The sequence below is a fragment of the Photorhabdus hindustanensis genome (assembly GCF_002968995.1).
Lineage (GTDB): Bacteria > Pseudomonadota > Gammaproteobacteria > Enterobacterales > Enterobacteriaceae > Photorhabdus > Photorhabdus akhurstii.
In genome coordinates this window covers 35885-49422 of the sequence record NZ_PUWT01000008.1, presented here as the reverse complement: position 1 = coordinate 49422, position 13538 = coordinate 35885, and the positions used below count along the sequence as shown (strand labels likewise).

The 13538-nt window shown below is 44.5% G+C and carries 13 protein-coding genes, 2 tRNA genes and 1 pseudogene; 4 read left to right on the top strand and 12 right to left on the bottom strand.

What is annotated here, in order from left to right; all coding sequences use genetic code 11:
* Positions 1-21 precede the first annotated feature (21 nt).
* The 8 genes from hflC to tsaE all read right to left on the bottom strand — a co-directional run bounded on the left by hflC (position 22) and on the right by tsaE (position 8767).
* Positions 22-1032 (bottom strand): protease modulator HflC, encoded by a 1011-nt coding sequence (hflC, locus tag C6H66_RS03545; RefSeq protein WP_065392153.1) that lies wholly within the window; start codon positions 1030-1032, stop codon positions 22-24.
* A 5-nt stretch (positions 1033-1037) separates the two neighbouring features.
* The gene (gene hflK / locus C6H66_RS03540) at positions 1038-2258 is read right to left on the bottom strand and encodes an FtsH protease activity modulator HflK (protein WP_046396617.1); all 1221 of its coding nucleotides are present in this window, start codon (positions 2256-2258) and stop codon (positions 1038-1040) included.
* 105 nt (positions 2259-2363) lie between these two features.
* Entirely contained in the window at positions 2364-3644 is a 1281-nt protein-coding gene (hflX, locus tag C6H66_RS03535) for a ribosome rescue GTPase HflX (protein ID WP_049585057.1), read from the bottom strand.
* A gap of 96 nt (positions 3645-3740) precedes the next feature.
* Positions 3741-4049 (bottom strand): RNA chaperone Hfq, encoded by a 309-nt coding sequence (hfq, locus tag C6H66_RS03530; protein WP_011148654.1) that lies wholly within the window; start codon positions 4047-4049, stop codon positions 3741-3743.
* Positions 4050-4159: 110 nt separating this feature from the next.
* Positions 4160-5101, bottom strand: a complete 942-nt coding sequence (miaA, locus tag C6H66_RS03525; RefSeq protein ID WP_105394825.1) for a tRNA (adenosine(37)-N6)-dimethylallyltransferase MiaA — start codon at positions 5099-5101, stop codon at positions 4160-4162.
* A complete protein-coding gene (gene mutL, locus C6H66_RS03520) occupies positions 5094-6995 on the bottom strand; it encodes a DNA mismatch repair endonuclease MutL (RefSeq protein WP_105394824.1) in 1902 nt (633 codons plus the stop codon). Before mutL ends, miaA begins: the two co-directional genes overlap by 8 nt.
* Before the next feature lie 9 nt (positions 6996-7004).
* Positions 7005-8288: an N-acetylmuramoyl-L-alanine amidase AmiB gene (gene amiB / locus C6H66_RS03515; RefSeq protein ID WP_046396621.1), complete on the bottom strand. Its 1284-nt coding sequence runs from the start codon at positions 8286-8288 to the stop codon at positions 7005-7007.
* A gap of 14 nt (positions 8289-8302) precedes the next feature.
* Complete coding sequence (gene tsaE, locus C6H66_RS03510; protein ID WP_046396622.1) at positions 8303-8767, bottom strand: tRNA (adenosine(37)-N6)-threonylcarbamoyltransferase complex ATPase subunit type 1 TsaE; 465 nt, start codon at positions 8765-8767, stop codon at positions 8303-8305.
* Between the two features lie 171 nt (positions 8768-8938).
* Here tsaE and queG point away from each other — a divergent pair, with 171 nt between their 5' ends.
* A complete protein-coding gene (gene queG, locus C6H66_RS03505) occupies positions 8939-10096 on the top strand; it encodes a tRNA epoxyqueuosine(34) reductase QueG (protein WP_046396623.1) in 1158 nt (385 codons plus the stop codon).
* A gap of 774 nt (positions 10097-10870) precedes the next feature.
* Positions 10871-11302, top strand: coding sequence for a flagellar protein FlhE (locus tag C6H66_RS03500; RefSeq protein WP_105394823.1), 432 nt, complete (start codon positions 10871-10873; stop codon positions 11300-11302).
* Between the two features lie 141 nt (positions 11303-11443).
* On the opposite strand, the pseudogene C6H66_RS03495 reads toward C6H66_RS03500, so the two are convergent.
* Positions 11444-11838, bottom strand: a pseudogene (locus C6H66_RS03495) (helix-turn-helix domain-containing protein).
* A 153-nt stretch (positions 11839-11991) separates the two neighbouring features.
* Here C6H66_RS03495 and C6H66_RS03490 point away from each other — a divergent pair.
* Both C6H66_RS03490 and C6H66_RS03485 read left to right on the top strand, forming a co-directional pair.
* Positions 11992-12267: a type II toxin-antitoxin system Phd/YefM family antitoxin gene (locus C6H66_RS03490; protein ID WP_036810053.1), complete on the top strand. Its 276-nt coding sequence runs from the start codon at positions 11992-11994 to the stop codon at positions 12265-12267.
* Positions 12267-12599 carry a type II toxin-antitoxin system RelE/ParE family toxin gene (locus C6H66_RS03485; RefSeq protein ID WP_036810050.1) on the top strand — a complete coding sequence of 111 codons (333 nt, stop codon included), beginning with the start codon at positions 12267-12269 and terminating at the stop codon, positions 12597-12599. The genes C6H66_RS03490 and C6H66_RS03485 overlap by 1 nt, the downstream gene beginning before the upstream one ends.
* An 11-nt stretch (positions 12600-12610) precedes the next feature.
* Here C6H66_RS03485 and C6H66_RS03480 read toward each other — a convergent pair.
* The 3 genes from C6H66_RS03480 to pgsA all read right to left on the bottom strand — a co-directional run bounded on the left by C6H66_RS03480 (position 12611) and on the right by pgsA (position 13520).
* Positions 12611-12686: transfer RNA gene (locus tag C6H66_RS03480), tRNA-Gly, on the bottom strand.
* A 65-nt stretch (positions 12687-12751) separates the two neighbouring features.
* A tRNA-Gly gene (locus C6H66_RS03475) sits at positions 12752-12827 on the bottom strand.
* A gap of 144 nt (positions 12828-12971) precedes the next feature.
* Positions 12972-13520, bottom strand: coding sequence for a CDP-diacylglycerol--glycerol-3-phosphate 3-phosphatidyltransferase (gene pgsA, locus C6H66_RS03470; RefSeq protein ID WP_036775416.1), 549 nt, complete (start codon positions 13518-13520; stop codon positions 12972-12974).
* Positions 13521-13538 lie beyond the last annotated feature (18 nt).

The window sequence follows — 13538 nt, the reverse complement described above, 5'->3', positions numbered from 1 at the left end:
GGCCTATAGATTCAGCCTCTATTAGTGCTGAACTGCACGCTTTTCAGGTGCTTTCATATAGCGGAAGAAATCAGCTTCTGGACTCAACACCAGAACATCTTTCCCGTCTTCACTAAAGCTTTTCTCGTAAGCACGTAAGCTACGGATAAAGGCATAGAAATCTGGCGCTTGACTGAATGTATCAGCAAACAGTTTAGCCGCTTCCGCGTCGCCAGAACCACGCAATGTAAGCGCTTCACGCTCCGCTTCTGCCCGTATTTCAATAACTTGCTTATCTGCTGCTGCACGCAGTTTTTCTGCTTCTTCCAAACCTTGAGAACGGTGACGACGAGCTACCGCTTCACGTTCAGCACGCATACGCTGGTAAATCGCTTCTGAAACTTCCAATGGTAAATTGATCTGTTTGATACGCACATCAACAACTTCAATACCCAATGCCGCCATGCTATTCGGATTGATAGCAGGTTGTTTATCTGCCGTTTCCCTCTCTACACGAGCCGCCGCCGATGCAATAGCATCATCCGCTTCAGTTGCACTCGCTATTTCCTTATCCGTTGTGCCTTTATTAAGCGCATCACGAACATCTGTGGTCAATTGACCTCGGGAATCCGTCACGATCCCACGTACATCCTTACGGCCAATTTCAGAACGCAGACGGTCACTGAATTTACGCTTTAACAATACTTCTGCTTGAGAAATATCACCATTACCGGTTGCCAGATAATAACGACTGAAATCGTTAATCCGCCATTTCAGGTAAGAATCAACGATCAAGTCTTTATTTTCACTGGTCAAGAAACGGTCGGCCTGAATATCCATAGTCTGAATACGAGCATCCAGAGTTTTCACCGCTTCAACAAAAGGTATTTTGAAATGTAACCCCGGCTCATAAACAATCGGTTTATTTCCAGCATCACGCAGAACCTTGCCAAAACGTAGTACGATACCACGCTGCCCTTCCTGCACAATAAATATAGAGGCATAGAGGACAACTAACGCCGCGGCAACAACAAAGATTAATGACTTACGCATGATTATTATCTCCCTACCCTGATAATGTCATTACGCAGATTATCTGTTCGGCTATAATTCGCTCCTCGGCCTGAATTTGAAGGCAAAGTTGGACGAGTAACCCGCGGTTCAGAAGCGACTATATTGTCTGATTGAGCTGTCCCCTCTTTTTTAACACCAGAAGCATCGCCACGTAACATCTGCTCTAATGGCAATACCAACAAATTGTTGTTGTGATCATTAACAATAACTTTGCGGGTACGACTCAACACTTTTTCCATCGTTTCAATGTACAGACGTTCACGGGTAATTTCAGGCGCCTCTTTATACCTAGGCAGCATTTTGGCAAAACCTGCCACTTCCCCCTGCGCTTCTAATACTACGCGAGCCTTATAAGCTTTCGCCTCTTCAATAATACGTTGAGCATCACCTTTCGCACGTGGCAAGACCTCGTTCGAATAAGCCTCCGCTTCACGAATAGACTGCTGTTCATTTTCACGGGCAGCAATAACATCGTCAAAGGCGGCCTTAACTTCTTCCGGCGGACGAGCTGCCTGGAAGTTAACATCCAACAAGGTTATTCCCATTCGGTACGGAAGAATCGTCTTTTCCAACTCACGCTGAGTATCATCACGGACAACCATACGGTTTGCCGTCAAGATTTTATCCATCGTATATTTACCAACAACACCACGTACCGCGCTATCCGTCGCCTGACGCAGACTATTATCAGGACTTGTCACGCTGTAAAGATAAGCGGCAGGATCAGTCACACGATACTGTACGTTCATCTCCACGCGAACAACACTTTCATCTGATGTCAGCATCACGCCGGCGGTTGCCAATTCACGAACAGATTCCACGTTAACTGGAACAACTTCATCAATGAATGTGGGTTTCCAGTTCAGACCAGGCTGCACAATATGGTTAAATTTACCCAAACGGGTAACAACGCCACGTTCTGTTTCTTTAATCGTATAAAAACCGCTAGCGGCCCAGATCACGACGACAGCAGCAGCGACAAGGCTAATAATACGCCCGCCAAATTTTGCCCCTTGGTCAGAACCATTACCGCCCTTGTTCCCACCAAAACCCCCGAGTTTACTGCTCAGCTTACGGAACAGATCGTCGAGATCAGATGCCCCACGGTTTCGACCACTTTTGTTCCCGCCGGAATTGCCGCTATTATTGCTGCTCCCCCACGGGTCGCGGTCTTGTCCGTTGTTCCCGGGCTGATTCCACGCCATGTTTTAGCTCCATTCTTTTATGATTGGTTTTTCAGGCCAAGAGCCTCTTATAAACAAGCCGACTCTCAATCACATAAGTTTTCTGATATTCACCTGACAGGCACATCAGACAACATAATCAAACAAATCCTGTTCTTGTTTGCATAGACGGCGCCAGTCAACAATCGGCATTCTCACTTCGATACCAACTTTACCGTCCTCTTCTATCCACTCTTTCTCTATTGCTTGCAGTTGATAGAAGCGGCTGCGTAAACGACCAGCTTCCGGCGGCAAACGCAATTCGTAGTGTGCAATTTCACCCGAAAGACGCTCCGTTAACGCTTGTAACAATAACGGGATACCTTCACCGGTTTGCGCAGACAGCCAAACTCTCACCGGTAAGTTATCTTCGTTGCGATCAATACGCGGTGTGAAGCTTTCCAGCATATCAATCTTATTCATCACCAACAGTACCGGAATTTGGTGCGCTTCAATTTCTTCCAGTACGCTGTCAACAGCGGCAATATTTTCATCGATGCGGCTATCCGCAGCATCAACAATATGCAGCAACAATGTTGCTTGCCGGGTTTCTTGCAATGTCGCTTTAAATGCCGCTACCAGATCATGAGGCAGATGACGAATAAAGCCAACCGTATCAGCCAGTACCACCGTACCAACATCATTAACTTCAATCCGTCGCAACGTTGGGTCCAGAGTAGCGAACAATTGATCAGCAGCATAAACCTCAGCAGCCGTCATGCGGTTAAACAAGCTCGATTTACCGGCGTTGGTATATCCCACCAGTGAAACCGTCGGTATATCCGCTTTATTTCGCGCTTGACGCCCCTGTTCACGCTGTTTCTCAACCCGGCTCAGACGACTCAGGATCTGACGGATTTTATCCCGTAATAAACGCCGGTCCGTCTCAAGCTGCGTTTCCCCCGGCCCTCTCAGACCAATCCCACCTTTTTGACGTTCAAGGTGAGTCCATCCCCGGACAAGACGGGTAGAAAGATGACGTAACTGCGCCAACTCTACCTGTAACTTCCCTTCGTGAGTCCGCGCCCGTTGGGCAAAAATATCCAGAATCACGCCGGTACGGTCAATAACTCGACACTGACAGAGCCGCTCAAGATTGCGCTCCTGCGCAGGACTGAGTGCATGATTAAACAACACAACATCAGCACCACTAGCCTGCACCGCCTCAGCAATCTCTTCCGCCTTACCTTCTCCAACAAAATATTTTGGATGAGGGGCTTTCCTGCTCCCCGTGACAATTTGCACAGGAACTACACCAGCAGAAGTTACCAGTGATTCAAACTCACTGAGATTATCTGTGTCTTTATCCTGCGAGAAAAAAACATGCACCACAACGGCTTGTTCGCCGCCTTCATAACGTTCAAACAAAGGTGCGACCTCTCAGGCTGAGTAAAAAGCTACAGGAAAAAACATAGGTAAAACCCCCTACCTATGTTTTTCTTCATTCTATTACCGCTCTCAAGCTTATTCAGTGCCATCACTTTCCTGTTGTGCTGCCGGAGCAGAAACGCCACCAGAATGATAATTACCTACGCTCGCCCCTACACTCGTATTGCTACTGTGATGAGAAACTGGGCGGGAAGGTACAACAGTAGAGATGGCATGTTTATAAACCATCTGGCTAACCGTATTTTTCAGTAAAATGACAAACTGGTCAAAAGATTCAATCTGACCCTGCAATTTGATGCCGTTGACCAAATAAATAGAAACCGGGACCCTTTCACGCCGCAATGCGTTCAGGAACGGATCTTGCAAAGATTGCCCCTTAGCCATTCTATATTTTCCTTATTTTGTTGTTTTTAACTAAGAACCTAAAGGTTCGAAAAAATGAACTACTCAAAAATTGCGCTTTGGTACTCATCAATTGTACACAATCAATAAACCTATGCACTAACAACCTGCATAACTGTGCTTAAAGCTTGCTCTGGTTGAGAACTATCCAACCAATGAACCGGCTTCCAACCTCTGAGCCAAGTTATCTGACGCTTTGCCAACTGGCGCGTCGCACAAATACCGCGATAAATCATTTCATCGTAGTCAACTTCGCCGGAAAGATAAGACCACATCTGACGATAACCAACACAACGAATAGAAGGTAAATCCACATGCAAATCATGACGAGCATAAAGTGCTTTAACTTCCTCTTCAAACCCTGATTCAAGCATTTGATGAAAACGCGCTTCAATGCGTTGATGAAGAACCTCACGTTCCACCGGTGCAATAGCAAATTGATGAACATGATAAGGCAGCGATTCTCCTGACAATTCAGTCAGTTCAGTGAGAGTCTTACCCGAAATAAGAAAAACTTCCAGTGCCCGAGAAAGCCTCTGTGGATCATTAGGATGAATTCTTAACGCCGCCACCGGATCAATCTTCTGTAATTGCTGATGCAATGCATCCCATCCCTGTTCTGCCGCCTGTTGCTCTATTTGCGCCCGAATAACTGGATCAGCAGAAGGCAAAGGCGATAAACCTTCAAGTAACGCCTTGAAATAGAGCATCGTTCCTCCAACCAACAGAGGAATACGGCCAGAGGCGGTAATTTCTGCCATTTCCTTCAATGCATCGCGACGGAAATCAGCAGCAGAATAAGGTTGAGAAGGGTCCAGAATATCGATTAAACGATGAGGCGCCAACGCTTGCTCTTCGGTTGTTGGTTTGGCGGTGCCAATATCCATTCCACGATAAATCAGCGCAGAATCAACGCTGATCAACTCCACTGGAAGATGCTGGCGTAAAGCGATAGATAAAGCTGTTTTGCCTGAGGCCGTCGGGCCCATAACAAAAATTGCCGTTGGTAGATGTTGAGTCTTCTGATCACTCATGAGTAAGAGATGCCACCACTGCTTGTAAATCAATTAATTGTAATAACCCATCTGGTGGAGATTTTACCAGTTGTGGGCAAAGACGCTCAACATCAGCTAATAACTGTACCGCCTGCGCAACATTCCACGTTTCATATTCACTGCCGATATGACAAGCAAGCCAAGTTACAATCTGTTCTGCCGATGCTGATGGCTGTTGTGCTAAATAACCTAGCAACTCAGGAATTAATTTAGGCAGATTTTGTTGACGTAATGGTAACGATACCGCACGTAGTGTTGCTTTTCCATGAGATATAGAGGCATCAATACCAAAATAACCTAATAAGTCACTATAACGATTTAAAGCATCAGCTTCCTCTTTACTAAGAACGAGTTTCAGCGGTATCAACAGTGGCTGTGATTTCAGCCCTTGCTCTGTTGGTGTTAACTGTGCTCGCCTTAACCAGCGTTCAGCTACCGGCAAAGATAACAATCCAATTCCCAATGGGGATTCAATCAGAGCATAGCACGATGAATATATACTCAATACCTTACCAAAACTATGGCTGCTATTTTTAACCTGAACAGGAGCCGAAGTAACCTTTTCTGCCATAACCGGAGCGATTCTCGCCGGAAACAGCTCTCTTTTGCCTTCAGGTTCAGGGACAGACTGCATCAGCTTCTGATACACCTCACCCTGACGTTTCTGATAATGATCTCCATGATATTGGCGATTTTCACCACCGCGAAAGCCCCCAACACTCCCTTTACTTGACAATACCTCTTTTGGTGACGATGTTGCCGCGGGTGTAGTATTGTTTTGCCGGGAAAAATGATTTTCCCCTGCTGACGGACGGTTTTCCGGCTCCCATGCCGGCGCAGGCTCACAGCAAGCTATATCCAATTCAGCGCCGCTTCCGCGCTGTTTTAATACGGCGGTTACACCCTGATAGATAAAATCATGTACCAAACGGGCTTGATGGAAGCGAACTTCATGCTTCGCAGGATGCACATTCACATCCACCTGATGCGGATCAACCTCCAAATATAAAACATAAGCAGGCTGTTGTTCTCCTCGGAGCAAATCTTGATAAGCTTGACGGATAGCATGATTAATTAAGCGATCACGCATCATACGCCCGTTTACATAACAATATTGAATATCTCCACTCACTTCAGCATTCATCGGGTCAACAACCCATCCTTTGATCGATAAATCATCATGCTGCCAGGAAAGAGAAAGCGCCCGTTGCATAAAAGCGGTGCCACAAATGGAAGCCAACCGTCGTTCATACTGTGATTCATCTTTCGCTGGCCGGTATTGGCGCACCAACTTACCGTTATGATGTAAATTGATCAATACATCCAAGCGCGCCAGTGCAATACGTCTGACAACTTCATCAATATGACCAAATTCTGTCTTTTCTGTTCGCAGAAATTTGCGCCGTGCGGGGGTGTTATAAAACAGATCCAGCACTTCGACAGTACTGCCTACCGGATGTGCCGCCGGCTTCACTGTCACCGCCATATCCCGCCCTTCCGCGTAGGCTTGCCAAGCTTCGTGCTGTTCTTCCGTACGGGAAGTCAATGTCAGACGCGAAACTGAGCTGATACTCGCCAACGCCTCCCCACGGAATCCCATACTGATAATGGCCTCCAAATCATCAAGTGTGGCGATCTTACTGGTGGCATGACGAGCCAACGCTAGCGCAAGATCTTGATGGTTAATGCCACAGCCATTATCACGGACACGAATCAGTTTTACTCCACCACGCTCAATTTCAATATCAATACGGCTAGCGCCAGCATCAAGGCTATTCTCCACCAACTCTTTTACAACTGATGCAGGGCGTTCTACGACTTCGCCAGCCGCTATTTGGTTTGCTAATTGAGGAGGTAGGATCTTGATTGCCATACTTAACCTTTACTTCTTGGCTGTTTTAGGTGCCGCTTGTAATGGATTCGCTAGAAAATAGTTGCGCAATCCTCGATGGATAGCACTTGCCAGCTTATCCTGAAAATCATTGGAACCAAGCAGTGTTTCTTCTGCTGAGTTACTGATAAATCCCGTTTCCACTAAAATTGAAGGAATATCCGGAGAACGTAACACACCTAAGCTAGCATGTTCTGGTGAACGTTTATGTAATAAACCGACTTTACGCAACTCACTTAAAACCTGTACTGCAACGTTATAACCCACCCGTTGGGAGTGACCGAATTGCAGATCCAGCACCGCCTGGCTTAGGTAGGGATCGGTACCATTTGCCAATGCATCTCCTGCGCCACCCAGTAACTCAGACTGTTTCTCATGCTGCTCAAGCCAATTACCCAATTCACTGTTTGCACGCTTGTTTGACAACACCCAGACAGAAGCACCACGCGCACTACGATTAGGGGCTGCATCTGCATGAATAGAAACCAACATATTCGCGCTATGTTTACGCGCAACCTCAGAACGACCAGCAACAGAAATAAAATAGTCTCCGTTACGGGTCAAAACGGGTTTGAACATCGGATCATTGCGTAACAATGCTTCAAGTTTGCGCGCTACACTGATAGTCACATTCTTCTCTTTCAATCCACGTTGCCCAATCGCACCGGGGTCTTGGCCACCATGTCCTGCATCAATAGCGACAACGACTCGCTGACTGCCCTTAGAAGTTGCTTGCAAAGCAGCCTGTTTTGTCGTCTGCAATTTGTTGTTAGTAAGTGATGGCTTACTCGTAGCTGCTTGTGAACTCTCTCTAAAAACAGACTTACCAGTCGATACCCCAGAAACCCGCAGAGTAAAAATCACCCGATATTCACTACCCGACTGCTGTACTATAGAATTGACTTTAACTTTATTATTTAGTTCAAATACAATGCGTTTTTTTTGTCGATCAGGTGCCTGGCTGGAACGGATTTTCCTCACTAAATCCTGCCCCGGTAGATTCATCGGTAAACCAACAATTTTTTCTGATTGATGGATATCTACCACTAAACGCTCTGGCGAATGCAATGGAAAAACACTGTAATTAGGGCGACCACCTGAAAAAACCATCGTCACTTTAGATTCATTTATGCTGTTACTGACATGAATATTGGATAAAGTCGCCGCTGTTGCAGTTGTTACCACTAAACTGTTTATCATAATAAACAGCCAGCCCATTACCATAAAACTGACTTGCCATTTCTTTATCATTTTTACGACTAAAGGACGCGTCATAGTCAGGTGATCTCTTATAAATATTTCAAATTATCTAACAGGCTCTCGCCATATTTAGACAAAGCAATAAAATGTGCCTGTCGCCCTTCTGGCTGGTAACTCAAATGTAATTCAATATCTGCATCCGGTAATACGCCTTCTCCTTGCTGAGGCCATTCCACCAGACAAATGGCATCTTGATGGAAATAGTCACGTATTCCCATAAATTCCAGCTCTTCCGGATCTGCCAATCGGTAAAGATCGAAATGGTAAACCGGCCTCGGTATTAAAGCATAAGGCTCAACCAAAGTATAAGTTGGGCTTTTTACATGCCCTTTATGACCTAAGGACTGCAAAAAACCGCGGCTAAACGTAGTCTTACCAGCCCCCAAATCACCATATAAATAAATTACACTACCACTATTACAGGCAGCAGCAACCGCGCTTCCAAGAGAAACTGTCGCATCTTCATCTTTAAGTGATAAAACAAGTTCTTTCATCGAATAATATCTGTTGTTTTATTAATTCATCAGCCAAAACGATAACCCTAACACACCTCTATTATCAACATTTAACATCTTCTGCTCAGTTTCATTATCAAACCCACTATTTTTGGCTTGAAACAAATTATGCTAGACTGCGACGCCTTGTAGTATAAACCGATTTCCATCATGACAACGCCTCTCGATCTTAATCTTTTAGCCGCCAATATCAAACAATGGGGTCTTTCTCTTGGTTTCCAACAAGTTGGCATTTGTGATACTGATTTATCGGTAGAAGAGACAAAACTTCAGGAATGGCTAGATAAACAATATCACGGGGAGATGGCATGGATGAAACGCCACGGCATGATGCGTGCTCGCCCGGATGAACTTTTACCAGGGACACTGAGAGTTATTAGTGTAAGAATGAATTACCTCCCTGCTAAAGCTTCTTTTGCCAGCACGCTAAACGACGCTGAACTCGGTTATATCAGCCGTTATGCTCTAGGAAGAGATTATCACAAACTATTGCGCCAACGTCTTAAGAAACTAGGGGAACAAATCCAAAACTACTGCCATGACTTCGAATATCAGGGAGTCCTTAATTTTCGACCTTTTGTTGATTCAGCACCCATAATGGAACGCCCACTCGCCGCCAAAGCCGGATTAGGCTGGGTCGGTAAACACTCACTTATTCTTAATAGAGAAGCTGGTTCATGGTTTTTCCTCGGTGAGTTGCTGATTAATCTTCCCCTGCCGATAGATCTTCCACAAAAAGAGCAATGTGGACGCTGTGTCGCCTGCATGACAACCTGCCCAACCGGTGCAATTATCGCCCCTTATACTATTGATGCCCGCCGTTGTATTTCCTACCTCACAATTGAATTAGAGGGTATTATTCCTGAGGAATTTCGTCCACTGATGGGAAATCGTATTTACGGTTGTGATGACTGCCAGATTATTTGTCCTTGGAACCGCTTTTCCCAATTGACAGATGAAGATGATTTCAGCCCTCGTGCAATATTACATACACCAAAGCTATTGGATTTATTCAATTGGAGTGAAGAGAAATTCTTACGGATAACGGAAGGTTCTGCAATTCGCCGCATTGGTTACTTACGCTGGCTACGCAATATTACTGTTGCTTTAGGAAACGCACCTTATCAGTACGATATCGTTCTGGCTCTGCAACAAAAACTTGGATTAAACACCATGCTAGATGAACATATTCATTGGGCTATTGAACAGCAAATCATTCGCCGTAAAACGAATACTATTAATGTACAAACACCACAACAGAAACGACTTATTAGAGCGATAACCAAGGGCTTGCCCAGAGATGCTTAATTATTAGCCATCTCTATAACGCATAAAAAGATTCAGATAATTTTCCTGTGAATAAAATAAAAACCCCTTGCTGATCAATGCTCAAAAAAAGCGCAAGTGATCAATATGACATTTCTTAACAAAGAATCATTCTGAAAAACTATCAATGAGTTACAAAATAAATACTCATTTTATGACATTCAAAATTAGAAAAATTCAGACGCAACAGCCTGTGGATAAGTCTGTGTGATAATTTTAAAGCATCATACTTATTTGCCGGGAAACCAGCTTCCGGGCTGTGGATAAAAAATAGAAATCTGTACTATGAGGATATAATCCAAAAACCAAATCTAAAACAAGCGAGCACAACTATTGAGGAAGAAGCTTGAAGCGGGAGATAAATTCTATGAATATCAGCTAATTCATTGATTCGACTGATATTTTTCCCATGCCTCATTGCCGAAAGGAGTGCATTATGTACTACCTCAAAACGTTTGGCAAGCAGAAGTTGAAAAAATATTTGGCAATGAAAGAATAATACTTTCTTTACCCCTTTAGACATAAACATCACACAATATTAGTCAAACCAACGCACAGATTCAGACATTCAGCTAAAGCCTTCGCTTGATCCACGGTTATTACGGTGAGATTCTTTTTACTTGATCAAGGAGGATCTGAACAATCATGAGGAATCAATAAGCAAGCAATTTTCATGGGCGCCAATCATATTGGATATCGCCCTGCTATTGCATGCAAATAACAGTAAGATAACTCACTAGCAATGAGGATTAAAGAATGAAAAGATTTACCAAAATTGCAGTAGGTTTTCTAGCGTTCACCACAGCTCAAATCGCCTTTGCCGCTACCAGCACTTGGTCACAAACGAACCGTGCCCCAAATGTTTATGCTGCCGGCTACACCAACTCAAATTTCTTTACCACACCCTCTTCGGTACCGACAAGGGCAACTATTACGACAGTATCTTGGAATATCGGTTTATATAGCAATGGTGCGACAACTCAGACTTTCAACGTTTGTTATACCCCTCGATATTCATCCACCCCATCGCAATGCCTGGATGTCTCCGGCGCCCTAAATAGCACCACAAATGCCTTTAGCGGCCATGACGCCAAAGGTTCCTTTAGAATTAGTGGGATTCTCAACGGAGGTACTTACCCCGTTTACCCGTCCCATTACAATATGATCAAAGTTGATTATCAGTATTAAGCAACCGGACCTGAAGCCTCATGGCTTCAGGTCAGATGTTTGGAATATTAACCCAGAGCTTAACTGATATTAGCTGATAAGGGTTAACTTTTGCGACACCCTCGCGCTAGGCGAGGGTTTACGGCGGATTTTGCTAAATCATCAGAGAAACAGATCTGGCCTTACATTGAAACGTTCAGAAAACGCTTTAATGTGCGCAATCGTCAATGAGCGTGTACCAGAGAAAATCTGGCTGATAAGCGACTTAGAACCAATTCCTCTTTCAGGTCTGAGTAAGAGAGGCCGTGTTGATCCATCAACACGCGCAGTGCCGCAACACCGGTAGGAATATCATCTACAGCTTTATTAAATGCAGCAAAGCGCTCATTGCTGTTTTCATAGTCAGCGATTTTAGCGGACAGAAAGTCAATCAGCGGGCTTTCATCATCGTGTTCGATGAGGTAATCCACCATTGCCAGAGCATCATTATAAGCATCCTCATCATTTGGGAAATCGCGTGCAGCTTTCTCAAATGGATCCTTGGAAATAACGGGCATATCACTCACTCCGTTTACATCATGTAAACAACAAAAATCTATAGTCACCCTCTTTTCTAAAATCAGCATTTGCTTAATTGGAAAGGTGATTTTATAATCAACCAATTGACTTTTTATAGTCTCTATTTAGTCCTTTTTAATGTGAGGAATTCTATGCGTTATTCAGAACAGATCAAACCCATTAGCTACCTAAAAGCCAATGCAGCTACGGTGATGACGACACTCACTGAGTCCCGTTCACCGATGATTATTACACAAAATGGCGAAGCAAAAGCGGTGATTCAAGATATTGCCTCTTATGAGCAGACTCAAGAAACTATAGCGTTGTTAAAGATTTTAGCTTTAGGGCAACAACAAGTTAAAGCAGGTGAAGTCACACCGGTAAAGGATGTGGTTCAACGCTTAAAAAATAAAGGGAAGTTCGCCTAATGCCATATCATGTCATGCTGACTAAAAATGCCGAAGCAGATTTAGAGGACATTTACGATTACATTGTCGAAAATGACAGTTCAGAGAAAGCTGATTATGTATTGGATCAATTGCTGAAAACAGCAGACAGTCTGGCTAACTTTCCTGAAAAAGGCAATTATCCCAAGGAGTTGCAGGAGTTAGGGATCCGCGACTTCCGCCAAACATTTTTTAAACCTTACCGGGTTATTTACCAGATCACAGGTAAACAGGTGGTAATTTTTGTGATTGCCGATGGTCGGCGAGATATGCAAACCCTGCTTACGCACCGGTTATTAAGTGTATCTGCATGATAAGGAAGACTTGGAGCGGGAAACGAGACTCGAACTCGCGACCCCGACCTTGGCAAGGTCGTGCTCTACCAACTGAGCTATTCCCGCATTACTGACTGGCGATCACCTGAAATAATAGACTAATCCCAAGAAATCAATTGCTAACCTAAACTTGGAGCGGGAAACGAGACTCGAACTCGCGACCCCAACCTTGGCAAGGTTGTGCTCTACCAACTGAGCTATTCCCGCACCGCTTTGAACTGGCTGATTTACTTATTTGTTTTCGTAAATCTCATGTGCCGTTCGATGCGTTGCATTCTACTTACTTCACGTATCGAGTCAACACAATTATTGTTACGCTGTGTTTGTTCGATGGTTTTTACGTCATTTCGATCAAGCTTCACGCAAATCAGACCAGGCCGCGTTTACATATTGAAACATTGACCAAAATGTCATCACCGTGGCAACATAAAGTAATATGAATCCGCCCAATTCGAATTCAAAATTAGGGCGCCATAATAAAGCAACTAACGCCGCCATCTGCGCTGTCGTTTTTACCTTACCCATCCAAGAAACGGCAATACTACTGCGTTTGCCTAATTCGGCCATCCATTCTCTGAGAGAAGAGATGATAATTTCACGCGCTATCATGGTTGCTGCGGGGAGGGTTATCCACCACGTATGATAATGCTCGGAAACTAAGACTAATGCGGCAGCAACCATGATTTTGTCCGCGACAGGATCAAGAAATGCGCCAAAGCGGGTTGTCTGTTTCCAAAGGCGGGCGAGAAAGCCGTCAAACCAGTCTGTCGCCGCAGCGACAATAAAAATTGTGGCACAAACCATCGGCGCCCATGTAAATGGCAAATAGAATGCCAGGACAAAAAATGGGATCAGGGCGATACGAAATAGAGTGAGCCATGTTGGTATATTTAATTGCATAGTGCTTCTTAACTATCT